Raw genomic sequence first — 25,223 nt, forward strand, 5'->3', positions numbered from 1 at the left:
CGGGACGACCGGTCGGACATTCGGGGCGAAGGTCCCCGTTCGGTCAGCCGGTCGCCTTCTTGGTCGGTGCCTTCTTCGCAGCTGCCTTCTTGGTCGCCGCCTTCTTCACCGGCGCCTTCCTGGCCGTGGTCGTCGCCTGCTTCGCGGGTGCCGTCGCGGCCGGATCGGCGAGGATCGCGCGGACGGCGTCGCCGGCGAAGAACGGCGCGAGGCGGGAGCGGACGATGCCGTCGAGCTGCCCGTGCTCGTGCAGGGTGGTCAGCAGCCGTGGCGCGACCTGCTGCACGGCGAACAGCAGCTCGGGTCGACCGAGGCCGAGGTCGCCGAGCAGCGTGGTGACGTCGGTGTCGCCGTAGGCGTCGAAGATCGCGTCGACGCAGGCGTCGAGCAGCGCGGCCGCGTACTCGGTGTCGCGGGCGTCGGCGATGATGGCGCGCACGAGCTGCGCGATCTCACGCACGTCGGCGGCACTGGCGTACTCCCGCAGCGCACCGATGGTCTCGGCCGCCTGCAGGTCCCACACTTCGAGGGCAGCCTCGCGCAGCGGCGCGTCGCGCAGCAGGTCACGGGTGACGGCGTTCGTGCGCTTCACCGCGAACTGCGCGCCCCGGCCCGCCGCCTCGCCGATGAACGTGTCCGCGGTCGCCGCCCGGACCCGCTTGGCGGCGCCGAGGCCGAGCGACATCATCGACTTCGCGCCGGGCAGCCGTTCGACCTTCTCGCGGTTCTGCGTGACGATGTCGTTGACCAACTGCCCGACGAAGCGCTGCGCGATGTCGGCCACGGCGGGGCTCTGCGCCATGCGGTCCATCGCCTGGTCGTGCAGCTGCCGCATGGCCAGCAGCTTGGTGATCAGCGCATCGACGTGCTCGCGGGGGATCACGGTGCCGAGGCCGTGCTCGTCGGCGGCGGGGAGCGCGTAGACCGCGTCGGCGATGGCGTCGACCATCGCCGTGACGAGCGCGCTGTCGCCCGACGCCGACACCGACCGGCGCACGACCCGCTTGAGCGACTCGCGTTCGACGAGTGCGCCGAAGGGCACGCTCGTCCCGATCCGCAGCAGGTCGTCGACGTCGTGGGCGAGCAGGTCGGCCAGCTGCGGGCCGGTCAGCTCCCCGACGATCCAGTCGACCTGGGCGTCGAGCAGGCGGGCGGCGACGTCCTCGACGGTCATGGCGCCCAGCATGGCATCCGGGGACGCGACAGCTCCGGCAGGGCTGCGGGCGCGACACCGGCCACCCGGGCGTCGGCCCCGCCGGTCCGCCGCCCGCCTCCACGGCGCTGCGTCGCAGTAGGTGACGGCGAGGCGGTTAGGCTCAATCGTGGTTCTGGCCGACGCGTACGCGCCGACCCGTGCGATCGTCGGGTCGATCGTCTTCGCCGGTCTGCTCGGCATTCTGGGAATCGCGCTCTACCGCCGTCCTGGCATCGGCTGGGCACTGGCGCGAGTGCGCGCGTCGAAGGACACCATCGACGAGATCAAGCGCCGACACCGCGCCGGCACCGAGCGGGGCTTTCGCGTCATGGGGGTGTGCCTCGTCCTCGCCGCGCTCGTCATCACAGGGATCTCCGTCGGCTACGCCGTCGCCTGACCCGTCCCCGCGCCGAGCACCGCATTCCGGTCCGCTCGCGGCAGCGCCGTGAGCGGACCGGCGTGGGGTGGCGACGGGCGCGGCGTACGGCGCGCCCACGTGCCCCTAGGCTGTCACCCTCGACCCGGGGAGGGTTGCCATGCGCAGAGCCTGGCGCAGCATCGCGCGGCTGCCGGTGTTCCCGCGGTGCGTACTGATCTTCTCCGGCGGGTTCTTCGTTGCGGGGCTCGTCGTGGGTCTCGTCGTCGGGCTGACCGCGTACCCGCCCACCGCGTGGTTCGCGGCCGCGGAGATCGGCATACCGGCCCTGATCGTGGGTGCCCTGATCGGCCTGGTGGTCGGTGGCGCCGCCGAACTGGTGAGCATCCGCAAGGCCGATCGACACCGATGACCGGTCCCTGCGTGTGGCGCACCGATCGTTCGCGTCGCCCACCACGGCGCCGCAGGGCGTCGACGGAGGGGACGCCTAGCTGCGGGCCGCGCGACGGACGTTCACCGCGGGCATGACCTTGTCGCCGTAGGCCGCGAGCGTCTCGTTCTTGGCGTCGTGCTGCAGGTAGAGCGCGAACTGGTCGACCCCCAGTGCGCGCAGCTCCTCGAGCCGGGCGACCTGTGCCTCGACCGGGCCGACGAGGCAGAACCGGTCGATGATCTCGTCGGGCACGAAGTCGGTGTGCGAGTTGCCGGACTTGCCGTGCGAGTTGTAGTCGTACCCCTCGCGGTTGCGGATGTAGTCGCTCAGTGCCTGCGGCACGGCGGCGCCGTCGGCGCCGTAGCGGGCGACGATGTCGGCCACGTGGTTGCCGACCATGCCGCCGAACCAGCGGCACTGGTCGCGGCCGTGGGCCAGACCGGCGTCGGTCCCGTCGGTGACGTAGGCCGGTGCCGCGACGCAGATCGTCACCGACTCGGGGTCGCGGCCGGCGTCGGCGGCCGCCTTGCGCACGGCGTTCACCGACCACTCGGTGATCGCCGGGTCGGCCAGCTGCAGGATGAAGCCGTCGGCGACCTCGCCGGTGAGCGCGAGTGCCTTCGGCCCGTACGCGGCGACCCACACCGGCAGCCGCGAGCCGTCCGACCACGGGAACTGCAGCCGGTTGCCCTTGTAGTCGACCTGCTCGCCGTTGGCGAGACCGCGGATCACGCCGATCGACTCGCGCAGCGTCTTCAACGTGACCGGCGCGCCGTTGATGACGCGCACCGCGGAGTCGCCGCGACCGATGCCGCAGATCGTCCGGTTGCCGAACATCTCGTTGAGCGTCGCGAACAGCGACGCCGTCACCGTCCAGTCGCGGGTCGCGGGGTTGGTGACCATCGGTCCGACGGTCACTTTGCGCGTACTCGCGAGAATCTGGCTGTAGACGACGTAGGGCTCCTGCCACAGCAGGTGCGAGTCGAAGGTCCAGACGTGGCTGAAGCCGTACGTCTCGGCCTGCCGGGCCAGCTCGACCACCCGCGCGGCGGGCGGGTCGTTCTGCAGGACGACACCGAAGTCCATGAGCAGCCGCCCTCAGATCAGATTCTGCGACAGGTCGCGCTTGACGAAGCGGCCGTGGGACTTGGTCCCCACGTATCCGGAGCCGTCGACGATGACGCTCCCGCGGGACAGGACGGTGTCGACGTGGCCGTCGATCTCCCAGCCCTCCCAGGCCGAGTAGTCCATGTTCATGTGGTGGGTGTCGACCGAGATCGAGGTGTGCCCGTTCGGGTCGTACACGACCACGTCGGCGTCGGCGCCCGGCGCGATGACGCCCTTCTTGCCGTACAGCCCGAACATGCGCGCCGGGGTGGTGCAGCAGACGTCCACCCAGCGCTCCTTGCTGATGCGGCCGTCCTTGACGCCCTGGAAGAGGAGGTCCATACGGTGCTCGACCGAGCCGATCCCGTTGGGGATCTTGGCGAAGCTGCTCGTCCCCAGCTCCTTCTGGTCCTTCATGCAGAACGGGCAGTGGTCGGTGCTGACGGTCGTGACGTCACCCGTGCGCAGGTACTTCCACAGCTCGTCCTGGTGGCCCTCGGCACGTGATCGCAACGGGGTCGAGCAGACCCACTTCGCGCCCTCGAAGTCACCCCACTGCTCGCTGCGGGCGCCCAGCTGCTCCTCCAGCGAGAGATAGAGGTACTGGGGGCACGTCTCGCCGAACACGTTCTGACCGGCGTCGCGAGCCTCGGCGATGCGGGCGAGCGCCTGCTTGGCGCTGACGTGCACGACGTACAGCGGCGCGCCGGTCATGTCGGCCAGCATGATCGCGCGGTGCGTGGCCTCCTGCTCGGTCTGCCACGGACGGGTGACGCCGTGGTGGTACGGCGCGGTCTCGCCGCGCTCCAGCGCCTGCTGCACCAGCACGTCGATGGCCGAGCCGTTCTCGGCGTGCATCATGATCAGCCCGCCGTTGCCGGCGGCCGCCTGCATGGCCTGGACGATCTGCCCGTCGCTGGACAGGAACACCCCGGGGTAAGCCATGAACAGCTTGAAGCTGGTGATGCCCTCGCCGATCAGCTCGTCCATCGCCTTGAGCGACTCGGCGTTGACCTCGCCGATGATCTGGTGGAACGCGTAGTCGACGGCGCAGTTGCCGCCGGCCTTGTCGTGCCAGAGCGCGACCTGGTCCTGCACGCGCTGGCCGTGCGCCTGGACGACGAAGTCGACGATCGTCGTGGTGCCGCCCCACGCCGCGGCCCGCGTGCCGGTCTCGAAGGTGTCGCTGGCGTTGGTGCCACCGAACGGCATCTCCATGTGCGTGTGCGCGTCTATGCCGCCCGGGATCACGTACTTGCCGGTGGCGTCGATGGTGGTCTCGGGTTGCAGGTCGGGCAGCGCGCCCGGCGCGAGCACGGCGGCGATGGTCTCGCCGTCGACGAGGACGTCGGCCGTCGTCGAGCCGGTGGCCGAGACGACCGTCCCGCCCTTGATGAGAGTCGTCACGGTCACGGCTTCGCGATCTGGGTGTAGGAGTCGGGGCGGCGGTCCCGGTAGAACTGCCAGTCGTCACGCATCTGCTGGACGAGGTCGAGGTCGAGGTCGCGCACCAGCAGCTCCTCCTTCTCGGCCGAGCCGCGCTCGCCGACGAAGTTGCCCCGCGGGTCGATGACCTGGCTGGTGCCGTAGAAGTCGACGGCCAGCTCGCCGTACTCGTTGTCCTCGCGGCCGACGCGGTTGGGCTGCAGCACGAAGTAGCCGTTGGCGACGGCCGCGCACGGCCCCTCGACCTCCCACAGCCGGTTGGACAGCCCCGGCTTGGTGGCGTTGGGGTTGAAGACGATGTGCGCGCCGGCGAGGCCCAGCTCGCGCCACCCCTCGGGGAAGTGGCGGTCGTAGCAGATGTAGGTGCCGACCTTGCCGACCGCGGTGTCGAAGACCGGGTAGCCCAGGTTGCCGGGGCGGAAGTAGAACTTCTCCCAGAAGCGATCGAGGTGCGGCAGGTGGTGCTTGCGGTACTTGCCCAGGATCGTCCCGTCGGCGTCGACGACCACGGTGGTGTTGTAGTAGACGCCGGTCTGGTCCTCCTCGTAGATCGGGAGCACCATCACCTGGCCGAGTTCCTTCGCCAGGGCTGCGAAACGCTGCACGATCGGGCCGTCGGCGGCCTCGGCGTAGCGGTAGTACTTCTGGTCCTGCGTGATGCCGAAGTACGGGCCGTAGAACAGCTCCTGGAAGCACATGACCTGCGCGCCCTGCTCACCGGCCTCGCGGGCGAACTGCTCGTGGCGGTCGAGCATGGACTCCTTGTCGCCGGTCCACGTGGTCTGCGAGATCGCTGCCTTGATCACGGTCATGTCAGTTCCCCTCGTAGTAGCGGTCGGCGACGTCGAGCGCCTCGTCCAGGATGCCGAGACCCTCTCGCACTTCTGTTTCGGTGATGATGCACGGCGGTACGACGTGCGTGCGGTTGAAGTGGGTCATGGGCCACAGCCCCCGTTCCTTGCACGCGGCCGCCAGCTCGTTCATCGGCTTCGCGTCGGCGCCGCTCGCGTTGTAGGGGACGAGCGGCGCGTGGGTGGCGGCGTCGCGGACGAGCTCGACGGCCCAGAACACCCCCAGCCCACGCACCTCGCCGACCGACGGGTGGCGCTCGGCGATCTTCGCGAGCTCCGGGCCGATGACCTCGGTGCCGAGCCGGCGGGCGTTCTCGACGATGCCCTCGTCCTTGAAGATGGTGATCGAGGCGACCGCGCTCGCGCAGGCCAGCGGGTGACCGGAGTAGGTGAGGCCGCCCGGGAAGATCCGTTCGTCGAAGGTGCGCGCGATGCGCTCGCTGATGACGACGCCGCCGAGCGGGACGTACCCGGAGTTGACGCCCTTGGCGAACGCGATGAGGTCCGGCGTCACGTCCCAGTGGTCGACGGCGAACCACTCGCCGCAGCGGCCGAAGCCGGCCATGACCTCGTCGGCGATGTAGACGATGCCGAACTCGTCGCAGATCTGCCGCACGCCCGCGAGGTAGCCGTCCGGCGGGACGAGGATGCCGTTCGTCCCCACGACGGTCTCGAGGATGATCGCGGCGACGGTGTGCGCGCCCTCGACCATGAGCGTGTCGCGCAGGTGCTGCAGCGCGCGCTCGCACTCCTGCTCCGGCGTCTCGCTGTGGAAGGCCGAGCGGTAGGGGTACGGCCCCCAGAAGTGGACGATGCCCGGCATCGCCGGCTCGGCGCCCCAGCGGCGCGGGTCGCCGGTGGCGGTGATCGCGCCGGCGGTGGCGCCGTGATAGCTGCGGTAGGCCGCGAGCACCTTCTGCCGCCCGGTGTGCAGCTTCGCCATGCGCATGGCGTTCTCGACCGCCTCGGCGCCGCCGTTGGTGAAGAACACCCGATTCAGGTCGCCGGGGGCGAGCTCGGCGATTAGCCGGGCGGCCTCGCTGCGGGCGTCGTTGGCGAACGTCGGGGCGATCGTCGTCAGCCGCCCCACGTAGTCCTGGATCGCCGCCACCAGCTTGGGGTGGTTGTAGCCGATGTTGGCGTTGATCAGCTGGCTGGAGAAGTCCAGGTAGCGCGTGCCGTCGTAGTCGGTGAAGTGGCTGCCCTCGGCGCTCGCGATGGGCAGCGGGTCGATCAGCTTCTGCGCCGACCACGAGTGGAAGACGTGCGCGCGGTCGAGCTCGCGGATGCGCGCGTCGGTGTCGGGCAGGCCGTCCAGCGGGTTCATACGGTTCCTCTCCTGTCCGCTTTTGGCGGCTGAGCGCAGCATGCTGCGCTCAGCCGCCAAGAGTGGGGGGTCAGCGGGTGCGGGGGAAGCCCAGGTCGACGACGGACGTCGCCGGGTCGGGCCAGCGGGACGTGACCACCTTCCCCCGCGTGTAGAAGTTGACGCCCTCCGGGCCGTACATGTGCGTGTCGCCGAACAGCGAGCCCTTCCAGCCGCCGAAGGAGTAGTACGCCACCGGCACCGGGATGGGGACGTTGACGCCCACCATGCCGACCTCGACGTCGAACTGGAACTGCCGCGCCGCGCCGCCGTCGCGGGTGAAGATCGCGGTGCCGTTGGCGAACTCGTGCGAGTTGACGAGCTCGAGCGCCTCGGCGTAGGTCTCGGCCCGGACGACCGAGAGCACCGGCCCGAAGATCTCGTCGGTGTAGACGCTCATCTGCGGGGTCACGTGGTCGAGCAGCGTGGTGCCGAGGAAGAAGCCGTCGGCGGGGACGTCGGTCTCGCGACCGTCCACCACCACCGCGGCGCCCGATTCGGCGCCGGCGGCGATGTAGCCCGCGACCTTGTCGCGGTGCTCGGCGGTGATGAGCGGGCCCATGTCGGTGTCGGCGTCGGCGCCGTCGCCGATGCGCAGCTTGGGCAGCCGGGCGGCCACGGCGTCGACGAGGCGGTCGCCCGCGTCCCCGACGGCGACCGCGACCGAGATCGCCATGCACCGCTCGCCGGCCGCGCCGTACGCGGCGGACACCGCGGCGTCGGCGGCGAGGTCGATGTCGGCGTCGGGCAGCACGACCATGTGGTTCTTCGCGCCCCCGAGGGCCTGGACGCGCTTGCCGTGTGCCGTCCCGGTCTCGTAGATGTAGCGGGCGATCGGCGTCGAGCCGACGAAGCTCACCGCGGCGACGTCGGGATGAGCGAGGAGCCCGTCGACGGCCTCCTTGTCGCCCTGGACGACGGTGAAGACGCCGTCGGGGAGGCCGGCGCGCTGCCACGTCTCGGCCAGCCACAGCGCCGCGGACGGGTCCTTCTCCGACGGCTTGAGCACGAAGGCGTTGCCGCAGGCGATGGCGTTGGCCGCCATCCACAGCGGCACCATGGCCGGGAAGTTGAACGGCGTGATGCCGGCGACGACGCCCAGGGGCTGCCGGATCGAGTAGACGTCGACGCCGGTGGCCGCCTGCTCGCTGTACCCGCCCTTGAGCAGCTCGGGCACGCCGCAGGCGAACTCGACGTTCTCCAGCGCCCGCGCGATCTCGCCGTGGGCGTCGGAGAGCACCTTGCCGTGCTCGGCGGTGACGATCTTGGCGAGCTCGTCGGCGTTGGCGTGCAGCAGCTCGCGGAAGGCGAAGAGCACCGCGGCGCGACGCGACAGCGAGGCCGAGCGCCACTCGCGGCCGGCGGCCTTGGCGCTCGCGACGGCGCGGTCCAGCTCGGCGGCGGACGCGAGGTCGACCTCGGCGGTCTGCAGCCCCGTCGCCGGGTTGAACACCGGGCCGGTGCGCCCGGACGTGCCCGCGACGCGGGCGCCGTCGATCCAGTGCGTGATGCGATCCATGACACAACGCTAGGCGCGTGGCTGGACGATAGGTACCCGACAGAGTGTCGGATCCATGCGCAGCATCCGGACGGTTTGTAGGGTTGTCGGATGCTGCCGACGCTGCGAGAGGTGCTCGACCTCCGTCCCCTGCGCGACGGCGAGCCGATCGTGCGCGCGGGCCGGTCGCGCCTGGACGCGCCGGTGCGCTGGGTGCACGTCAGCGAGATCGGCGACATCGGGAACCTGCTCGAGGGCGGCGAGCTCATCCTCTCGACCGGGGTCGCGCTCCCCGAGTCCGCGGCCGCGCTGGCCCGGTTCGTCACCGACCTGGCCGGCGCCGGCGTGTGTGGAATCGTCGTCGAGCTGGGCCGCCGCTTCCACCGCTCGCTGCCGGCCGCGCTCGTCGACGCGGCCCACCGCGCCGAGCTGCCGCTCGTCGAGCTGCACCGCGAGACGCCCTTCGTCGCGGTCACGCAGGCCGTGCACACGCTCATCCTCGCCGCGCGGATGCGCGAGCTGGAGGCGTCGGACGAGCGGCAGCGCCATCGCACCCTGCTCACGACGCTGGCGCTCGCGGCCGACGTGCCCCCGGACCTCGCGGAGCGGGCCGGGGCGCTCGGCGTCCCCCTGCACGGCCGCGCGCTCACCGGCGTCGCCGTCCGTACCGGCGACGGCGGCGCCGACGGTGCTGACCCCGCCCTGCTGCGCGACATCGCCAACCGGGCCGCGGACACCCTGCGCGCGCTGCGGGTGCCCGCGCTCGTGGGGCTGCTCGACGACCAGCACGTCGCCGCGGTGGTGTCGCTGGAGGACGCCGGGCGCACCGACGCCGCCCTGCGTCGGCTGTGCGAGCAGGTGCACGCCGTCGCGGAGGTCCGGGGAGTCGGGCCGCTCGTCGTCGGCGTGGGCACGACGACGAGCGGTGCGCCGTCCGCGGCCGCCACGCTGCGCGAGGCCGTCCGCGTCGCCGACACGGCCGCCACGCTCCCGCCCCGCGCCGGCTGGTTCCGCTCGCCGGACCTGCGGCTGCAGGGCCTCGTGCACCAGTTGCGCGATCACCCCTCGCTGCGCGACTACGTGGAGCGCGAGCTGCGCCCCCTGCTCGACCGGGCCGACGCCGACCGGCTGCTCGACGTCCTCACGGCGTACTGCCGCACCGGCGCCAGCAAGACCGACACGGCGGCCGCGCTGTTCGTCTCCCGCGCCTCGCTCTACGACCGGCTGCGCAAGCTCGAGCGCATCCTCGGCGTCGACCTCGCCGACCCCGACGTGGTGCTCGGCCTGCACTTCGCGCTGCTCGCGCGCGAGACGCTGGCCCGCCCCGACCTCGCCGCGCCCCACGCCGGTTGAGCGGCGCGTCGATCATCCGCCGTCGGAGCGGTCGTCGTCGAGGCGGTGCAGCTCGAGCGCGGCGTAGACCGCGAGCTGTCGGTCGGGCTGGTCCAGGAACGGGCCGATGGCCGACTCGAGTTTCGTCAGCCGCTGCCGCAGCGTGTTGCGGTGCACGAACAGCCGCCGGGCCGCATCAGCGAGATTGCCCTGAGCAGCCCGGAGCGCGCGCAGCAACCGGCGTGACTCCGCGGCCTCGGCATCGTCACCGGCGACCGGGCCGAGCGTCTCCGCGACGAATGCACGGCGTTCGTGCTCGGGCAGCTGGTAGAGCAGCCGCAGCATGCCGAGCTGCTCGTAGCGGGTGACGTCGTTCGCGGCGCCGAGCCGCCGACCGATCGTTGCGGCGCGGGCGGCCTCGCGGTGCGCGCCGGGCAGGCTGCGCGCATCGGACACCACGCGACTGACTCCTGTCGACAGCGGCAGCGAGGCGGCGCGGCGGAAGCCCCGGACGAGCGCGTCGAGGTCGGTGACGGCGTCGAGCAGCAGGACGACGCCGCCGTCCCAGACGAGCATGGTCGACCGCGGGTCCGCCCGCGTCGCGGCTGGCTCGAGCTGCGCGGCGAGACGGCGCAGGCCGGTGGGGCCCACCGACTGCGCGAACGGCTCGATCACGGCGACGACCATCCGGCGCCGTGGGAACAGCTGCAGCCGCCGGCTACGGCGCAGCGCGGCCTCCCGTGCCTGCAGGTCGTCGCCCAGGATGAGCGCGAGCTGGGCGCGGGCCGGTTCGGCGGCCTCGCGGTCCGCCCGGTGGACGCGCCACGACAACGACACGATGCGCGCCACCGGCACGAGGGCGTCGCGGACGCAGTCGTCGATCGGCTCGCGGCGGTCGACCGCCAGCTCCGTGCCACGCGCGGTCGCGTGGTCGAGCTCGTAACGGACCTCATGGGGGCCACCCCGGTCGGCACCGGCCTCGAGGACGGTCGTCCCGCGGTCGGTGACTGCGACGCAGGCGTCCAGCCGCACGGCCAGTCGTTCCAGCAACGGCGCGAGGTCGAGGTCGCCGTCCAGGGCGGCCGCGACGAGCTCCGGGTCGGCCGGCCGGCGCTCCGTCTCGGCGGCCAGCGTCGTCCGCATCCGTGTCGCGAGGGCGGCGACGTCGGTGGTGGCGCCGGGTCCCGTCCACAGCAATCCGCAGCCCGCTTCGCACACGACCGAGGCGACGCCGGCGGGCAGGGTCCGCGGTGGCGGCTCGACGGACGCCACCACGATGACGGCGGGGCGCAGCCGGTGCGCGACACGGCCGACGACGAGGTCCAGCGGCTGCGCGGTGTCGCGGGCCGCGGCCGTCCGGTCGAGCACCACCAGCGCGGCCGGAGGGATCCGCTCGGCACGGGCCGGCCGGCCCTCGGCGTCCAGGAGGTGGACGGCCGACGGCGGCGGCAGGCTCGACGGGGCCAGGACGACGAGGTCGGCTTCGGCCGCGATTCGCGCGAGCCGGCTCACCGGCGCCTGCCCGCCGGGTGGGTGCGCGCCGCGTGCCGCCGCGGACCGGCTGGCGGGCGGCGCCGGCGCGACCGAGAATGAACGCCGTGCACAGCCTGCCCGTGGTGGACGTGGCGGCCGTCGGCGACGCCGCGGAGGCCGCCCAGGCCGAACAGCTGGACCTCGCCTGCCGTCACGTCGGCTTGTTCGAGGTGGTCGGCCACGGCATCCCGCGCGAGGACGTCGTCGAGCTGTTCAGGCTCACCCGCGAGTTCTTCGCGCTGCCCGCGGTCGAGAAGGCCGCCGTGGCGCAGCCGGCGCCTGACCAGGTGCGGGGGTGGTCGCCGGCCGGGAGCGAAGGTATCGCCTATTCCCTCGACGAGGAGTCGCCGGCCGATCTCAAGGAGAAGCTGGACATGGGGCGTCCGCACGTCGACGCCGCCGATCCGTACTACGACCCGGCGCGCTCCGGGCCGCACCTGGCGCCGAACCTCTGGCCGGTTCGTCCTCGCGAGCTGCGTCCGGCGTGGGAGGGGTACTGGCAACATCTCGACCGCGTGTGCGCGATCCTGATGCGGCTCACCGCGCTCTCCTTCGAGCTGCCCGACACGTGGTTCGCCGACAAGATCGATCGTTCGATCAGCATGTTGCGGGCGCTGCACTACCCGCATCAGCACGAGCCGCCCCTGGCCGGGCAGCTGCGCGCCGGTGCGCACACCGACTACGGCGCCTTCACCGTCGTCACCGGCGAGGACGCCCCGGGCGGCCTGCAGGTACTGGAACGAGACGGCGGCTGGGTGTCGGTGACGACCACCCCCGGGCGACTCGTCGTCGGCGTCGGTGACCTGTTGGCCGAGTGGACCGCCGACGTGTGGCCCGCGACGCTGCACCGCGTGGTGAACCCGCCGCGCGGTCTCGCGTCGGACGCGTCGCGGCTCGCCTTCGCGTTCTACCAGCACCCGAACTACGACGTCGAGGTCGACGTCCTGCCGTCGCTGCTGAGCCATGACCGCGCCGCGGCGGCGCCCCGGCTGACCGCCGGCGACCATCTGCGGCACAAGTACGTGCGGCAGACGACCTTCGGTCGGGCCTGACCGGGGACGCCGCACGCCGGTCAGCCCGGTGCGAGAGGGAGGTGGTTGATCCGGAACACGTTTCCCTCGGGATCCCGGACGACCGCCTGCCACGCCCCATAGTAGGTCCGGTGCGGCTCCTGGACGGCCGTCCCACCGCGACTCACCGCCGTCGCGAAGCGGGTCGCGACCTCCGGTTCGGTCGCGCACTCGAAGGTCAGGAACGACACCACGCCGTCACGGCCGTGGGACGGCGGTTCGAGGGCGAGCAAGTCGTACGCCGTGTGGGCGCTGAAGCCGAGCACGACCGGGCCCACCCACAACCCGCGGAAGTGCGGTGAGTCGAGGCCGGCGACCGCCGCGAGCCCGAAGACGTCCCGGTAGTAGTCGGCGAGACCGACGATGTCTGCGGCGAAGACGCTCGCGAACGACAGCGAGACGGCCGGCGCGCTCAGAACTTCACCTTGCCGGCGTAGGTCTTGTAGCGGTACGGGTTGGCCTTCACGGCCGCCGTCGCCGTCGACTTGGTGATCATCGCCTGGGTGATGGGGTTGTCGAACGTCGCCGAGCCGCCCTCGATCTTGGCGCGGACCGCCTTGGCCACGGCCGATCCGGTCTGCGCCGCCGAGTAGTAGCGGTTCGCCTGCAGGTAGGGCGTGCCGAGCCAGGTGAACAGCTCGTCGTCGCCGTCGCTCGAGACGTGCGTGAGGTCGGTGATCTTCTTCGACTTGAGATACGAGGCGATGCCGTCGGACATCGACGCGGAGTACGCCACGATCGCGGTGGTGTCCGGGTGGGCCTGCAGGCCGGACTCCACCACGCCGGTCGCCTTGTTGCGGTCGAAGAACGCCTGCTGCCGCACCGCGACCGTGAAGCCGCTGCCGGCGAGCGAGGCGTTCAGTCCCTCGTCGATCTTCTCCGAGAAGCCCTGCCCGACGATGCCCTGCACGACGATGACCTTGCCCGGCTTGGCGTTCTTCTTGAGGTACTCACCGATCAGCTTGCCGCCCGCGACGGAGTCGAGGTCGGCGACGCCGGTGTAGTACTTGTCGGCGGCGCTCTTGCCCGGCCACAACGCGTTGCCGACGGGAACTCCCTGCTGCGAGCACAGCTGCGCCGCCTTGCCGATCGTGGTCGCGTCGGCGGGCAGCACGACCAGCCCGTCGATGCCCTGCGTGAGCAGGTTCTGGATGTTCGACAGCTCCGTGGTGGAGTTGAAGTTGTTCTGCACGCCGACGACCTTGTACTTCGTCCCGGCGAGCGCGGCCATCACACCCTCCGCCACATAGGTGGAGTAGGCGTTGATGCCGTTGAGGGAGATGCCGATCGTCTTGCCGGCACCCGCGTTCCCACCCGCGCCGCCCGAGCCCGACGACGTCGACCCCGAGGAGTCCGACGACGAGGAGCAGGCGGTCGCGGCACCCCCGACGGCGAGGAGGGCGGCGACGCCGCCGATACCGCGCAGGAAGGTGCGTCGGTCGGGTTCGAGGTCGGTGAGCGCGGCGGTCGGCGTGACGGAACCGGGGTGCGGTGACGGGCGGCGGGACATGCGGACTCCTCGGGTCGGGACGGGTTCGATGCGGCGGTGGGCGGCGCTGCCCGAGGTGCCGGTCCGGGTGGGGACGGACCGGGTGGTGGTGGCGTGGTGGGTCGACCGGCGGGGTGCCCGCTCGGCGCCGATCAGCCGGGGTCGGCCCCGGCGTCGGTCCTCGCGGCCGATGACCGGCCAGGACGGGTGAGCACGCGGCCGAGCACGCCGGAGACCGCGCCGCCGAGACCGGCGCCGGTCGCGACCCGGCCGGCCCGCAGGTCGGCGGCGGCGGTGGCGAGCACGGCGAAGATGAGGATGCCGCCGGACACCAGGCTCTGGTAGGCACCGGGCACCTGCAGGAAGGTGAGTGCGGCGCTGACCGTGCCGTAGACCATCGTGCCGAGGAAGGTGCCGATCATGTTGCCGCGGCCGCCAGCGAGGGCCGCGCCGCCGAGCACGGTCACGGCGATGGTGTTGAGCTCGAGGCCCTCGCCCGAGTGCGGGTCGCCGGAGGCGAGCCGCGCCATCATCACGAGCCCGGCAAGGCCCGTCAGCACGCCGTTGAGCGCGAACAGCTCGACGGTCAGCCGTCGCGAGGGCAGGCCGGCGAAGAACGACGCCTGCGGCGACGACCCGAGCGCGAAGGTGTTGCGGCCGAAGCGCGTGAAGTGCAGCAGCAGCCCGGTGGCCACGAGGACGAGCAGCAGGGTCAGCGCGGGGGCCCGCACACCGTGCCACTCGCCGAAACCCAGGGTCTCCAGCCCGGACAGCACGCTGATGGGGTGATTGTCGGAGAGGATGAGCGCAGCCGACGCGAAGACGCTCAGCCCACCGAGCGTGAGGATGAACGGCGGCACCCGCAGGTAGGCGACGATCAGACCGTAAAGGACGCCGACGGCGGTCGACATGCCGAGGCAGACGGCGAGCACGGCCGGTGTCGACCAGCCGTCGTCGAATAGCGTCGCCGCGACGACCGCCACGAACGAGACCATGCTGCCGACCGACAGGTCGAGCTGGCCGCCGATGATCAGGAACGTCTGGCCCGCGGCCAGGATCCCCAGGACCGAGACCTGCGACAGGATGTTGTCGTAGTTGTTCCAGGTGAGGAACTCGGGGTTGCGACTGTTGGAGTAGAGCGACAGCGCGGCGACGGCGAGGACGAGGGGGATCGCCGTCCGGACGAAGGTGATCGTGGTCGACTGGCGCCGGGTACGGGGCCGGCGTGCCGGGTCCGCACCGGCGGCAGGCGCCGCGGCGGGCTTGGCCAGGGCGACGGGGGAGCGGGTCTCGGTCATGCCGTGCCTTTCGTGGACTGGGGCGGCTGCTGGCCCATCTCGAGCTGGTACAGCAGGTCGGGCGTGGCCGTCGCGCCGTCGAGCTCGGCCGTCACCACGCCGTCGCGCATGACCAGCACACGATCGGCAAGGCAGCTGATCTCCTCGTAGTCACTCGACACGAACAGGATCGCCAGGCCGTCCGCGGCAAGGTCGAGCAGCTGCTGGTAGATCTCGAACTTCGAGGCGATGTCGACGCCGGCGGTCGGTTGGTCCAGCACGAGCAGCCGGCAACCGGCGAGCAGCCATCGCGCGAGGACGACGCGCTGCTGGTTTCCGCCGCTCAGGGTGGCGACCGTGCGGCGCGGATCGTCGGCCTTGACCCGGCCGCGTCGCAGCGCATCGCGCACCAGCCGCAGCACGGCGCGTGGACGGTAGAGGGCGGTGCCCCGGCCGCGCCGCGACAGGATGACGTTCTCCACGATCGGGCGGTCCAGCAGCAGGGCGTCGGCCTTGCGGTCGGCCGGGACGAAGCCGACCCCGGCCCGCGCCGCCCGGCTGCGGCCGCGGACGCGGTCGCCCCCCGGCCCGTCGCCCAGCTCCAGTCGCCCCGAGGTGGGCGCCTGCGCGCCCGCCAGGATCGTGGCCAGGTCCGAGGCCCCGGAGCCCGCCCCGCCGCACAGCGCGACGATCTCGCCGCGATGCACTGGGACGTCGGTCGGGGCGAGCACCGGCGGCCGCGCGACCGCCGTGGCCCGCGCGGCGACGTGGCTGGTGTCGCGTTCGGGCCGCGGCAGCCGGACGTGCGCGACGCTGCGGTCGAACATCGCGCCGACGAGCTCGTCGGGCGTGGTGTCGGCGACGCGGAAGTGCCCGACCCGGGCACCGTTGCGCAGCACCGTCGCGACGTCGGCGATCTCGAACACCTCGTGCAGGTGGTGCGAGATGTAGAGCAGCGCCGTCCCCTCGCGCCGGAGGGCGCGGATCACCGCGAAGAGGACGTCGACCTCGCCGCGGCGCAGCGACGCGGTCGGCTCGTCCATGATGACGAGGGGCGCGCGGCGGTGGACGGCCCGCACCAGCTCGACGAGCTGCTGCTCGGCGGCGGTGAGCCCGGCCGCCGGGCGAGCGGCGGAGATGGCGATGTCGAGCCGGTCCAGCTCCTCCTGTGCCCGGGCGACGAGACGCCGGCCGCGTACGACGCCGAACCCACCCGGGAGGTCGTCCATCAGGATGTTGTGGGCGACCGAGAGGTCGGGGGCGATCTGCCGCTCCTGGTGCACGACGCGTACGCCGAGGTGCTGCGCCGCCCGCGGCGTGAACGTGCGCAGCGGTCGACCGGCGATGGTGACCGTGCCGGCGTGCGGGCGCTGCACGCCCGTCACGATCTTGATCAGCGTCGACTTGCCAGCGCCGTTCTCCCCGAGCAGGGCGTGCACCTGGCCGGGCGCGACCTCCAGGCTGACGTCGTGCAGCGCACGCACGCCGGGGAACGCCATGCCGAGGCCGTGGACGGCCAGGGCCGGTACCTCGGGCTCGACGGTCGTCGCCAGGGCGGCGCTCACAGGTCGAGCACCAGGACGGGCGTCCGTGACCGGCTCACGCAGATGGCGATCCGCTTGTTCGCCGCCTTCGCGCGGGGGCTGAGGACGGTGTCGCGATGCGCGGGGGTGCCCGCGACGACGCGCTGGACGCACGTGCCGCACTCACCGCGCAGGCACTGGAAGTCGACCGGTTCCACCGCGAGCAGGGCCTGCAGGATCGTGGTGTCGGCCGCCACGCGCACCTGCCGGCCGCTGCGGGCGAGTTCGACGACGAACGAATCCGGCGGTCCGGGGTCCTCAGCCACCGGCACCTGCGGGGGTCACGGTCGAGGCCAGACCGGCGGCGGGCTCGACCGAGATCGTCTTGACGAACTTGTTCATCAGGTGGTCGCCGGACGCGATCGGCTCGTAACGCGGCTGCTCGCCGGCAGAGAGGCAGCTCGGCAGGCACTCGACCATCGCGTCGTAGTTCGGCTGGTGGAAGAAGACGAGCGACATGCGGCGCGTGTCGCCGGTGCCGGCCGGCGGGTTCGCGACCCGGTGCCGGGTCGAGATCCACAGGTCGTTGGTCCACTGCGCCATGAGGTCGCCGATGTTCACCACGAACGCGCCGGGGACGACGGGGACGCGCAGCCAGTCACCGTCCTGCGTGAACACCTGCAGGCCGCCCGGCGCCTCCTCCTGGCGCACGATGGTGAGGCTGCCGTAGTCGGTGTGCGCACCGGCACGCAGCTGGCCCGGCAGCGGGGGCTGGTCGCTGTGCGGGTAGTTGATCGCCCGCAGCATGCTGATGTCCTTGTCGATCTTGTCGGCGAAGAAGTCGGCGGGCAGGTCCAGCGCTCTCGCGAAGGCGCTCATGAGGAGCCGGCAGAGGTCGTTCATGGCGTGGAAGTAGTCGGTCCACACCTGCTCCATGCCGCTCGGCTCGGCCGGCCACTGGTTGGGCAGGAAGTGCGCGCCGGCGTGCTCGGGCGCGTAGTAGGGGTCGTCGGCCGGGACGTCCACCGGGCCGACGTCGAACTTCTCGTGCAGGTCGCGCGGTGTCTCGATGCCGTCGCTGTACGCGAACGACTGCTCGCCGACGGCGCAGTAGCCGCGAATGGTCTCCGGGTTGGGCTGGGCCACGCCGCGCTTGGCGGGCAGCGGCAGGTCGAAGAACCGGCGCGACGTCGTGTACATCGTCTCGACGAGCTCGGGGTCCACGCCGTGCCCGGTGATCTGGAAGAAGCCGATCTCGCGGCAGGCGTGGTCGATCTGCGCCACGGCCGTCGCGGTTCCGGCGGCGTCGCCCGCGACGAGTGCCCCGATGTCGATGACGGGCACCACCGGCTCGCCGTGGTCCTGCGGGCCGCTGTCGCCGTTCGTCGGCTGTTGCCCCATCGCTGCTTCCCCCTGCTTGTCGGTCGGAGGCACAGCATGGGTCGCGCGACGAGGGGACGGTAATGACCTCGACGCACCCGATCGCACACCGCGATCGGGCAGGTTCGACATCGGAAACACGGCCGACACCGTCGGAAGCGTGGGCGACACGTGCCCCCGGAGGGGGCGGGCGGCTCAGCGGGTGTCGACGCGCCGCAGGACCGTCTCGACGGGGGCGAAGGAGGCCGGTTCGCCGGTGGTGCGCCAGGTGGTGGCCGGGCGGTCGGCGGGCAGCCAGGCGGGGTCCCAGATGCCGAGCGCGAGGTCGAGATCGCCCAGCTCGGCCGCGAGCTCGGCGGACAGCGGCGCCCGCAGGTGCTCGGCCCACACCCGGACCCGCAGGTCGCGCACGGCCGGCGTCGACGTCTCGACGGCGGCGCTGATCTCGGCGTCCACACCGGACATCGACCGGCTGAACAGGTTGGCCGATCCGATGTTGGCGAAGACGTCGTCGATCAGCGTGAGCTTGCTGTGCATGGTGACGTGCTCGACGCGGTAGACGGCGACGTTCCCGCGCCGCTCGGGGTCGAGCCGTCTGAGGATCTTGCTGCGGATGTCGCGGTTCACCGAGGAGTTGATGGGCCGCAGGTTCAGGCCCGGGTCGTCGGGATCGCGGGTGCCCGACCCGACGAGCACGACCTTGACACCACGGGCAGCGGCATCGCGCAGGTAGGGATAGAGCTCGAAGCGGCGCTGCGCGCCGGCGGTGTACTCGGCGAGGTACTGGTCCTCGATGTAGACGTAGCGGCGCGCGGCCGCGATCGCCGCCGTCAGCGTCTCGAAGATCTCCTGCACGCCCGTCGGCGGCAGGGCGTCCCACCGCACCCGCCGCCACGGCAGGACCGAGTCCAGCTTGCGGTTCGAGATCGAGCGCAGCACCCGCACCGAGGTGTGGTCGGCGGCGACCGGCTTCTGGTCGCCGGCGGCGGCGGGCGTCGGGGCCGCGGGTGGGTTCACCGACCGGCGGACCCATGCCCGGGTCGGCAGGCCGGCCGCCTCGTGCCAGCGGCGCAGGAACACGTCGTGCGCACGCGCCGCCGCCGGCCCGCGCAGCCGGACCGCGGTGTCGTGCCAGCCCCACCGGTCGCCCTTCAGACGCAGGGTGGTGTGCGGCTCGTGGTCGAAGCGCTCCTGGACGAGGTCGATCCCCCCCACGAAGGCCGTCACCTCGCCGCGGCGCGTCACCACGACCGTCTTCTGGTGGTTGGACCCGAGGAGCGGGCCGGAGTAGTCGACCAGCGCGTGCCCGGCCAGCCCGGGGGACCCGTTGACCCGGTGGCAGAGCGCGGCGTTGGCCCGGAAGTTCGCGAGGCCCGGGAGGGGGAGCACGAAGGCCGACAGCTTGCCGGCGAGCAGGATGCGGACGTCGACCCCGGCCGCCCCGGCCGCGACGAGGCGGTCGACGAGCGTGGTGCGCCCGTCCGCGCCGTGCGGTCGCCCCGTCAGGTCGAGATCGGCGTCGAGCTCGAGCCCGGCGATCAGGACCTCGTCACCGCGCTCGAGGCCGGTCAGGACCTCGTCGAGCTCGGCGAAGTAGGCGACGCCGTCGACGATGGGTGCCCACTCGGTGTCGCCGTCGAAGGTCGGGCAGTCGGCCGACGGGGCGGGGAAGTACTCCGGCACCCGTCCATCATCGGGGGTGCGGACGAAGCGTGGGGAACCAGGGTGCAACGCGCGGGCGGTCTGGGTACCACGGCGACATGACCGAGAGCCCGGATCCCGACCGCGTCGACCAGCGGGCGACCGACCTGCTGCCCGAGGAACGCGCCGCCGGCAGCGACGACCCGGAACGCGAGGCGGAGATCATCCTGGAAGACTCCGACGCCCGCACCGAGGATCCGGAGGGGACCAAGCATGAGTCGACGCAGACGCCGGACTGACCTTTCCCGCGACGCGGGGCGCGTCGCTCCTTCACTCTCCCGAGCATTTGCGTGATACTGCGCTAATGGCGAGAGCGGGATCGGCACAGACCGGCAAGCGGCGCAGGACCTTCCGCGACGAGAGCGGTCGGACGTTGCTCGACTATCCCCGACCGTCGGTGGCCGTCGACGTCGCCCTGCTCACGCTCGTCCCGGCCGACGACGGGTACGCGCTGTCGGTGCTCGAGGTCCGGCGGGTGGGCGAGACGGGCTGGGTGCTGCCGGGCACCTTCCTGCGCGACGGCGAGCGGCTGGCCGAGGCCGCGCTCCGCGCGCTGGCGGCGAAGGCCGGCGTCACCGGGCTCTCGCCCCGGCAACTGCAGGTCTTCGACGCTCCCGACCGGGACGACCGCGGGTGGGTGCTGTCCGTCGCGCACGTCGACGCATGCCCGCTCGAGGGACTCGAGGGACGGGCGGACGCGACCCGACTGGTCTCGGCCGACTCGCCGGGGCGCCTGCCGTACGGCCACGGCGACATCGTCGCCCGGGCGGTGGCGGATCTTCGCGACCGCTATCTCTACGCGCCGGATCCCGACGGGTTCCTGCCCGAGTCCTTCACCCTGCGCGAGCTGCGCCAGGTGCACGAGTCGGTGGCCGGCTACGAGCTGCAGCGCGACACGTTCCGCCGGGCCATGGAACCCTCGCTCGCGTCGACCGGCGAGGTCAGCGTCGGCGGGCGTGGGCGGCCGGCCGAGCTGTACACACGCGCCTGACGCGCGGCGGCGGCAGAAGCAGAACCGCCCCGCACCCTGGGCGGGTACGGGGCGGGTTCGCGCGACGCGAGGTGAGTCAGACCGCGTGGACGTTCTGGGCCTGCGGGCCCTTCTGGCCCTGCGTGACCTCGAACTCGACCCGCTGGTTGTCCTCGAGGCTCTTGTAGCCGTCGCCGGTGATGCCGGAGAAGTGGACGAAGACGTCCGCGCCGCCGTCGTCGGGGGCGATGAAGCCATAGCCCTTTTCCGAGTTGAACCACTTCACAGTGCCCTGCGTCATTCCGTACTGCCTTTCACCGATCTACGGGGAGACAGCGCACCTCGCGCTGTCCCGGTCCGCTCAACTTGCCTGCCACGGTGGAAGACACGATGCGCTGCACTGGTCCGGCGGTCGTGGATTACGTCGACGGGCAGTACGTGAAGACCGCGGCGAGCATAACAGCGAAACACCCGTCCGTGGCTAGGGTCACGCCGGTGAAACGCCCGGAATGCCGGTGCGCAGGGGGGCGCCCAATTCGTGCAGGGCGCGCAGGGCAGCGCCGTAGGAGGCGAGCAGTGAGGTCTCGGTGTAGGGGATCTCGTGGTGCGCGCAGAACGAGCGGACGAGGTGCTGCGCATGGCGCAGGTTGGGGCGCGGCATGTTGGGGAACAGGTGGTGCTCGACCTGGTAGTTCAGGCCGCCCAGCACGAAGTCGGTGACGCGGCCGCCCCGCACGTTGCGTGACGTCAGCACCTGACGTCGCAGGAAGTCGATCTTGACGCCGGGGGCGATGACGGGCATCCCCTTGTGGTTGGGCGCGAACGAGCAGCCCATGTAGAGGCCGAAGACGGCCTGCTGGACACCGACGAAGACGAGCGCGTAGAGGGGGCCCACCACCCACAGCACCGCGCCCGCGTACCCGAGCACGTGCAGCGCGAACAGGACGATCTCGAGACGCCGGTACCTGCCGGCGGGCCGGCGGCGCAGCGAGGCGACGCTCGAGACGTGCAGGTTGAGGCCCTCCAGCGTCAGCAGCGGGAAGAACAGGTAGGCCTGGTTGCGGGTGACGAACCGCGCGAAGGCGCCGGTGCGGTTCGCCGCCTGCTCGGTCGTGAAGGCGAGGACGCCCTCGCCGATGTCCGGGTCGTGGCCCTCGTGGTTGGGCTTGGCGTGGTGCCGGTTGTGCTTGTCGACCCACCAGCCGTAGCTCAGGCCGGTCAGCAGATCCCCGGCCACGATGCCGAGCAGGTCGTTCGCCCGCCGTGAGCGCCACACCTGCTGGTGGCCGCCGTCGTGGCCGAGGAACGCGACCTGGGTGAAGACGAGGCCCATGACGGCGGCGACGATCGGCTGGAACCAGCTCCGTCCCACCACGACGAACGCGGCCCAGACGGCGACGTAGGCCAGCAGCGTGCCGGCGATGCGGATCGTGTAGCTGACGCGGCGACGGTCTAGGAGGTGCGCGTCGCGGATCTGCCGGCTCAGCGCGGCGAAGTCGCTGCCGCGGCGGACGGGTAGGGCAAGGCTCACGGCCGGCCTCCTGGAGGTCCAGTTGGCCGACAAGGGTTTGAGCCCGCCAAGTACTACCCACTGTGCCCGGTACAGGGGCCGTGCGCCAGACGGCCTGACGATATCCACAGCCTGCCTGCGCGGGATGTCCACAGCCCCGCCCGGGTTGTCGGCCCCCTTGGGCACCATGGCCCCATGACCGCCACCGTCGACCTGCGCTCCGCCGCGCAGGAGCACCTCGTCCGCCTCGCCGGCCCGAGCGCCCACCTGCGCGACGACCAGTGGCGCGCCATCGAGGCGCTGGTCGCGCGCCGGCGCAAGGCGGTCGTCATCCAGCGCACCGGCTGGGGCAAGTCGGCGGTGTACTGGATCGCGGCCGGGCTGCGCCGGGCGCAGGGCTTCGGGCCCACGCTCGTCATCTCCCCGCTGCTCGCCCTCATGCGCGACCAGGTGGCCGCCGCCGAGCGGTCGGGGCTGCGAGCGGTCACCCTCAACAGCGCCAACATCGACGACTGGCCCGCGATCGAGGCGCAGATCGCCGCCGACGAGGTCGACGTCCTGCTCATCTCGCCCGAGCGGTTGAACTCGTTCGGATTCCGGCAGCGGGTGCTGCCGCACCTGGCCGCGCGCATCGGCATGCTGGTCGTCGACGAGGCGCACTGCGTCTCGGACTGGGGATCGGACTTCCGGGCCGACTACCGGCGCATCAGGGACGTCCTGGCGGGGCTGCCCGAGGGCACGCCCGTGCTCGCCACGACCGCCACGGCGAACGACCGGGTCACCGCCGACGTCGCGGCGCAGCTGGGCACCGACACCCTCACGCTGCGCGGCTCGCTCGACCGCGAGAGCCTCGCGCTCTCGGTGATCGACACGCCGGACGTCGCCACCGCCTACGCCTGGATCGCCGACGCGCTGACCGGTGACGACCTGCCCGGCTCGGGGCTGATCTACACGCTGACCGTCGCCGGCACGACCCAGCTCGCGGACTTCCTGCGCGACCGCGGTCACGCGGTCGCGCCGTACTCGTCCGCCACACCGCCCGAGGAGCGGGCCGAGATCGAGCGGCGGCTGCTCGCCCACGAGCTGCGGGCCGTCGTCGCGACGTCGAGCCTGGGCATGGGGCTCGACCACCCCACGCTCGGCTTCGTGGTCAACCTCGGGGCGCCGGCGTCCCCGATCTCCTACTACCAGCAGGTGGGCCGGGCCGGGCGCGCGCTCGACGTGGCGCAGGCGGTGCTGCTGCCCACCGCGGCCGACACCAGGATCTGGGCCTACTTCGACTCCACCGCGTTCCCCGCCGAGGACCGTGTCCGTCGCGTGCTCGACGTGGTCGCCGACGGGCCGACGACGCTGCCGCGTATCGAGGCCGACTCCGGCCTGCGGCGCGGCCGGCTCGAGACCCTGCTCAAGGTGCTCGACGTCGAGGGCGCGGTCGAGCGCGCCGACGGCGGCTGGGTCGCCACCGGCCGCGAGTGGCGCTACGACGGTGAGCGCTACGCCGGCATCGCCGCCGCCCGCAAGCGGGAGCAGGCCGCGATGCTGGCCTACGAGCGCGCCGACACGTGCCTGATGCAGCAGCTGCGCCACGAGCTCGACGACACGACCGGCAGCGACTGCGGGCGGTGCGCGGTGTGCACCGGCCGGCTGCCCGCTCCCGGCACGTCCCCGTCGCCGGAGACGGTGCGGGCCGCGGTCACGCACCTGCGCTCGCAGACCACCGTGCTCGAACCGCGCAAGATGTGGCCATCGGGTCTGCCGCGGGACGGCTCGGGTGCGCCGGCCCGGCGCGGCAAGATCACCGAGTCGGCCCGCGCCGAGGCCGGCCGGGCGCTCGCGGTGGCCGAGGACCCGGCCTGGTCGGGTGCGGTGGCGGCCGCCTTCGCCGCCGACGAGCCGATGTCGCAGGAGCTGTTCGACGGGCTCGTCGCCACCCTGTCGCGCTGGGGGTGGCCGGCCGGGCGGCCCACGTGGGTCACCTGGGTGCCGTCGCGCACCCGGCCCGCGCTGCTCGCCGACGCCGCCCGGCGGCTGGCCGAGCTGGGTCGCATGGCCGTCGCCACGCCGCTACGGGCCGACGGCCCGGGCTCCCAGCGCGACGCCGCCACCAACGTCGACTCCGCGGCCGGTGCCCTCGCGCGGCTCTCGGTCGACGGCGAGGTCCCGCCCGGCCCGGTGCTGCTGCTCGACGACACCACCCGCAGCGGCTTCACCTTCACCGTCGCCGCGGCACTGCTGCGCGAGCACGGCGCCGGCCCGGTCTACCCACTCGCCCTGCACAAGACGTTCTGAGCGCGACGGCGACCGACCGCGCGCCGGGTGCACGTCAGCCGAGCGCGACCTCGCCGCGCACGCCGACGACGGTGTCACCGCCGACCCAGATCTCCCCGCCCTCGCAGACGACGTGCACTCGGCCGCGGCGGCCGAGCCGGGTGCCCTGGCTCGCCACGTACCGATCCGGCGCGTGCCCGGCCGGGACGAGCCACTGGGCGAGCGCGGCGTTGAGACTGCCGGTCACCGGGTCCTCGCCGGACGCGTCGTTCGCGAGGAAGGCACGCACCTCGAAGGCGGGCTCGTCCGGTCCGGCGTCCGGGTACGGGCCGACCACACCGATGTCGGGGAAGCGGCCGAACCGGGTCGCGTCGGGCCGCAGCGACAGCACCCGCTCGGCGTCGCGCAGCAGCAGCGCGACCCAGCCAGGCCCGTTGTCGCACCACTGGGCGTCGACCACCTCGGCCCGGTCGACACCGACGGCCGCGGCGACCGCAGCGACGTCCGCGTCGTCGACGGGACCGCCGCGCAGCAGTGGCGGGGCCGCGAACGCGAGCCGGTCGCCGTCGCGGCGCAGCCGCACCAGCCCCGCGCCGCACTGCTGCACCAGCTCGCCGTCGCGGGCCGGGGTGCCGCCCGCCGCGAGCCAGGCGCGCGCCGAACCCAGCGTCGGGTGCCCGGCGAAGGGCAGTTCGCGCGCCGTCGTGAAGATGCGCAGCCGGTAGTCGGCCGCGGGATCGGTGGGGCGCAGTAGGAACGTCGTCTCGCTGAGGTTCGTCCAGCGCGCGAAGGCGGCGAGCTGGTCGTCGGCGAGGGAGTCCGCGTCGTGCACGACGGCCACCGGGTTGCCGAGCAGGAACTCGTCGCTGAACACGTCGACCTGGGAGAAGGGGAGCAC

At 72.5% G+C, this 25,223-nt stretch carries 24 protein-coding genes; 7 read left to right on the forward strand and 17 right to left on the reverse strand.

The genetic code is table 11. The features are described from left to right. Nucleotides 1-43 precede the first annotated feature (43 nt). The gene (locus tag BUE29_RS23435) at nucleotides 44-1,174 is read right to left on the reverse strand and encodes a hypothetical protein (protein WP_200800239.1); all 1,131 of its coding nucleotides are present in this window, start codon (nucleotides 1,172-1,174) and stop codon (nucleotides 44-46) included. A gap of 148 nt (nucleotides 1,175-1,322) precedes the next feature. Here BUE29_RS23435 and BUE29_RS14820 point away from each other — a divergent pair, with 148 nt between their 5' ends. Together BUE29_RS14820 and BUE29_RS14825 are read left to right on the forward strand one after the other, a co-directional pair. Beyond that, nucleotides 1,323-1,592: a hypothetical protein gene (locus BUE29_RS14820; protein ID WP_073391234.1), complete on the forward strand. Its 270-nt coding sequence runs from the start codon at nucleotides 1,323-1,325 to the stop codon at nucleotides 1,590-1,592. A 139-nt stretch (nucleotides 1,593-1,731) separates the two neighbouring features. Next, on the forward strand, nucleotides 1,732-1,983 hold the full coding sequence (locus tag BUE29_RS14825) for a hypothetical protein (RefSeq protein ID WP_073391235.1): 252 nt from the start codon (nucleotides 1,732-1,734) through the stop codon (nucleotides 1,981-1,983). Nucleotides 1,984-2,058: 75 nt separating this feature from the next. On the opposite strand, the gene BUE29_RS14830 is transcribed toward BUE29_RS14825, so the two are convergent. The 5 genes from BUE29_RS14830 to BUE29_RS14850 form a co-directional block, all read right to left on the reverse strand. Further along, on the reverse strand, nucleotides 2,059-3,090 hold the full coding sequence (locus BUE29_RS14830) for a TIGR03842 family LLM class F420-dependent oxidoreductase (protein ID WP_073391236.1): 1,032 nt from the start codon (nucleotides 3,088-3,090) through the stop codon (nucleotides 2,059-2,061). A 12-nt stretch (nucleotides 3,091-3,102) separates the two neighbouring features. Next, nucleotides 3,103-4,518 carry a dihydropyrimidinase gene (gene hydA, locus BUE29_RS14835; protein ID WP_073391536.1) on the reverse strand — a complete coding sequence of 472 codons (1,416 nt, stop codon included), beginning with the start codon at nucleotides 4,516-4,518 and terminating at the stop codon, nucleotides 3,103-3,105. Between the two features lie 2 nt (nucleotides 4,519-4,520). Beyond that, on the reverse strand, nucleotides 4,521-5,369 hold the full coding sequence (locus tag BUE29_RS14840; RefSeq protein WP_073391237.1) for a nitrilase-related carbon-nitrogen hydrolase: 849 nt from the start codon (nucleotides 5,367-5,369) through the stop codon (nucleotides 4,521-4,523). A gap of 1 nt (nucleotide 5,370) precedes the next feature. Further along, entirely contained in the window at nucleotides 5,371-6,735 is a 1,365-nt protein-coding gene (locus BUE29_RS14845; protein WP_073391238.1) for an aspartate aminotransferase family protein, read from the reverse strand. 70 nt (nucleotides 6,736-6,805) lie between these two features. Then, a complete protein-coding gene (locus BUE29_RS14850) occupies nucleotides 6,806-8,293 on the reverse strand; it encodes a CoA-acylating methylmalonate-semialdehyde dehydrogenase (RefSeq protein ID WP_073391239.1) in 1,488 nt (495 codons plus the stop codon). 90 nt (nucleotides 8,294-8,383) lie between these two features. Between BUE29_RS14850 and BUE29_RS14855 the strand changes: the two genes are divergently transcribed. Further along, nucleotides 8,384-9,625: a PucR family transcriptional regulator gene (locus BUE29_RS14855; RefSeq protein WP_073391240.1), complete on the forward strand. Its 1,242-nt coding sequence runs from the start codon at nucleotides 8,384-8,386 to the stop codon at nucleotides 9,623-9,625. Nucleotides 9,626-9,637: 12 nt separating this feature from the next. Here BUE29_RS14855 and BUE29_RS14860 read toward each other — a convergent pair whose 3' ends face one another. Next, complete coding sequence (locus tag BUE29_RS14860) at nucleotides 9,638-11,116, reverse strand: helix-turn-helix domain-containing protein (protein ID WP_084181174.1); 1,479 nt, start codon at nucleotides 11,114-11,116, stop codon at nucleotides 9,638-9,640. An 86-nt stretch (nucleotides 11,117-11,202) separates the two neighbouring features. On the opposite strand from BUE29_RS14860, the gene BUE29_RS14865 reads away from it, so the two are divergent. Then, nucleotides 11,203-12,189: an isopenicillin N synthase family dioxygenase gene (locus tag BUE29_RS14865; RefSeq protein WP_084181280.1), complete on the forward strand. Its 987-nt coding sequence runs from the start codon at nucleotides 11,203-11,205 to the stop codon at nucleotides 12,187-12,189. A 20-nt stretch (nucleotides 12,190-12,209) separates the two neighbouring features. Here BUE29_RS14865 and BUE29_RS22860 read toward each other — a convergent pair whose 3' ends face one another. The 7 genes from BUE29_RS22860 to BUE29_RS14900 all read right to left on the reverse strand — a co-directional run bounded on the left by BUE29_RS22860 (nucleotide 12,210) and on the right by BUE29_RS14900 (nucleotide 19,559). Then, on the reverse strand, nucleotides 12,210-12,623 hold the full coding sequence (locus tag BUE29_RS22860; RefSeq protein ID WP_073391242.1) for a VOC family protein: 414 nt from the start codon (nucleotides 12,621-12,623) through the stop codon (nucleotides 12,210-12,212). Further along, entirely contained in the window at nucleotides 12,620-13,717 is a 1,098-nt protein-coding gene (locus BUE29_RS14875; protein ID WP_073391243.1) for a sugar ABC transporter substrate-binding protein, read from the reverse strand. The genes BUE29_RS22860 and BUE29_RS14875 overlap by 4 nt, the downstream gene beginning before the upstream one ends. A 131-nt stretch (nucleotides 13,718-13,848) precedes the next feature. After that, nucleotides 13,849-14,994, reverse strand: a complete 1,146-nt coding sequence (locus tag BUE29_RS14880) for an ABC transporter permease (protein ID WP_073391244.1) — start codon at nucleotides 14,992-14,994, stop codon at nucleotides 13,849-13,851. Continuing rightward, nucleotides 14,991-16,538: a sugar ABC transporter ATP-binding protein gene (locus BUE29_RS14885; RefSeq protein ID WP_084181176.1), complete on the reverse strand. Its 1,548-nt coding sequence runs from the start codon at nucleotides 16,536-16,538 to the stop codon at nucleotides 14,991-14,993. The genes BUE29_RS14880 and BUE29_RS14885 overlap by 4 nt, the downstream gene beginning before the upstream one ends. Beyond that, nucleotides 16,535-16,822, reverse strand: coding sequence for a 2Fe-2S iron-sulfur cluster-binding protein (locus tag BUE29_RS14890; protein WP_073391539.1), 288 nt, complete (start codon nucleotides 16,820-16,822; stop codon nucleotides 16,535-16,537). Before BUE29_RS14890 ends, BUE29_RS14885 begins: the two co-directional genes overlap by 4 nt. Next, nucleotides 16,815-17,897 carry an isopenicillin N synthase family dioxygenase gene (locus BUE29_RS14895; RefSeq protein WP_073391245.1) on the reverse strand — a complete coding sequence of 361 codons (1,083 nt, stop codon included), beginning with the start codon at nucleotides 17,895-17,897 and terminating at the stop codon, nucleotides 16,815-16,817. The genes BUE29_RS14890 and BUE29_RS14895 overlap by 8 nt, the downstream gene beginning before the upstream one ends. Before the next feature lie 174 nt (nucleotides 17,898-18,071). Further along, a complete protein-coding gene (locus BUE29_RS14900) occupies nucleotides 18,072-19,559 on the reverse strand; it encodes a phospholipase D-like domain-containing protein (protein ID WP_073391246.1) in 1,488 nt (495 codons plus the stop codon). A 77-nt stretch (nucleotides 19,560-19,636) separates the two neighbouring features. Between BUE29_RS14900 and BUE29_RS14905 the strand changes: the two genes are divergently transcribed. Together BUE29_RS14905 and BUE29_RS14910 are read left to right on the forward strand one after the other, a co-directional pair. Further along, entirely contained in the window at nucleotides 19,637-19,816 is a 180-nt protein-coding gene (locus BUE29_RS14905) for a hypothetical protein (RefSeq protein WP_073391247.1), read from the forward strand. 65 nt (nucleotides 19,817-19,881) lie between these two features. Further along, complete coding sequence (locus BUE29_RS14910) at nucleotides 19,882-20,568, forward strand: NUDIX hydrolase (RefSeq protein WP_073391248.1); 687 nt, start codon at nucleotides 19,882-19,884, stop codon at nucleotides 20,566-20,568. Nucleotides 20,569-20,644: 76 nt separating this feature from the next. Here the strand turns inward: BUE29_RS14910 and cspE are convergent, their stop codons facing one another. Both cspE and BUE29_RS14920 read right to left on the reverse strand, forming a co-directional pair. Next, nucleotides 20,645-20,848 carry a transcription antiterminator/RNA stability regulator CspE gene (gene cspE, locus BUE29_RS14915; protein WP_073391249.1) on the reverse strand — a complete coding sequence of 68 codons (204 nt, stop codon included), beginning with the start codon at nucleotides 20,846-20,848 and terminating at the stop codon, nucleotides 20,645-20,647. 186 nt (nucleotides 20,849-21,034) lie between these two features. Beyond that, entirely contained in the window at nucleotides 21,035-22,078 is a 1,044-nt protein-coding gene (locus tag BUE29_RS14920) for a fatty acid desaturase family protein (protein WP_073391250.1), read from the reverse strand. Nucleotides 22,079-22,252: 174 nt separating this feature from the next. Between BUE29_RS14920 and BUE29_RS14925 the strand changes: the two genes are divergently transcribed. Then, the gene (locus BUE29_RS14925; RefSeq protein WP_073391251.1) at nucleotides 22,253-24,346 is read left to right on the forward strand and encodes a RecQ family ATP-dependent DNA helicase; all 2,094 of its coding nucleotides are present in this window, start codon (nucleotides 22,253-22,255) and stop codon (nucleotides 24,344-24,346) included. A 34-nt stretch (nucleotides 24,347-24,380) separates the two neighbouring features. Here BUE29_RS14925 and BUE29_RS14930 read toward each other — a convergent pair whose 3' ends face one another. Next, complete coding sequence (locus BUE29_RS14930) at nucleotides 24,381-25,223, reverse strand: PhzF family phenazine biosynthesis protein (RefSeq protein ID WP_073391252.1); 843 nt, start codon at nucleotides 25,221-25,223, stop codon at nucleotides 24,381-24,383.

Origin of the sequence: Jatrophihabitans endophyticus (assembly GCF_900129455.1) — a bacterium.
GTDB classification, from domain to species: domain Bacteria; phylum Actinomycetota; class Actinomycetes; order Mycobacteriales; family Jatrophihabitantaceae; genus Jatrophihabitans; species Jatrophihabitans endophyticus.

Bases quoted from the DNA above. Each gene is read 5' to 3' on its own strand.
- BUE29_RS23435 (WP_200800239.1), bottom strand. From the start codon at position 1,174: ATGACCGTCGAGGACGTCGCCGCCCGCCTGCTCGACGCCCAGGTCGAC.
- BUE29_RS14910 (WP_073391248.1), top strand. From the start codon at position 19,882: ATGGCGAGAGCGGGATCGGCACAGACCGGCAAGCGGCGCAGGACCTTC.
- BUE29_RS14850 (WP_073391239.1), bottom strand. From the start codon at position 8,293: ATGGATCGCATCACGCACTGGATCGACGGCGCCCGCGTCGCGGGCACG.
- BUE29_RS14830 (WP_073391236.1), bottom strand. From the start codon at position 3,090: ATGGACTTCGGTGTCGTCCTGCAGAACGACCCGCCCGCCGCGCGGGTG.
- BUE29_RS14840 (WP_073391237.1), bottom strand. From the start codon at position 5,369: ATGACCGTGATCAAGGCAGCGATCTCGCAGACCACGTGGACCGGCGAC.
- BUE29_RS14875 (WP_073391243.1), bottom strand. From the start codon at position 13,717: ATGTCCCGCCGCCCGTCACCGCACCCCGGTTCCGTCACGCCGACCGCC.
- BUE29_RS14895 (WP_073391245.1), bottom strand. From the start codon at position 17,897: ATGGGGCAACAGCCGACGAACGGCGACAGCGGCCCGCAGGACCACGGC.
- BUE29_RS14855 (WP_073391240.1), top strand. From the start codon at position 8,384: ATGCTGCCGACGCTGCGAGAGGTGCTCGACCTCCGTCCCCTGCGCGAC.
- cspE (WP_073391249.1), bottom strand. From the start codon at position 20,848: ATGACGCAGGGCACTGTGAAGTGGTTCAACTCGGAAAAGGGCTATGGC.
- BUE29_RS14880 (WP_073391244.1), bottom strand. From the start codon at position 14,994: ATGACCGAGACCCGCTCCCCCGTCGCCCTGGCCAAGCCCGCCGCGGCG.
- BUE29_RS14845 (WP_073391238.1), bottom strand. From the start codon at position 6,735: ATGAACCCGCTGGACGGCCTGCCCGACACCGACGCGCGCATCCGCGAG.
- BUE29_RS14925 (WP_073391251.1), top strand. From the start codon at position 22,253: ATGACCGCCACCGTCGACCTGCGCTCCGCCGCGCAGGAGCACCTCGTC.
- BUE29_RS14905 (WP_073391247.1), top strand. From the start codon at position 19,637: ATGACCGAGAGCCCGGATCCCGACCGCGTCGACCAGCGGGCGACCGAC.
- BUE29_RS14825 (WP_073391235.1), top strand. From the start codon at position 1,732: ATGCGCAGAGCCTGGCGCAGCATCGCGCGGCTGCCGGTGTTCCCGCGG.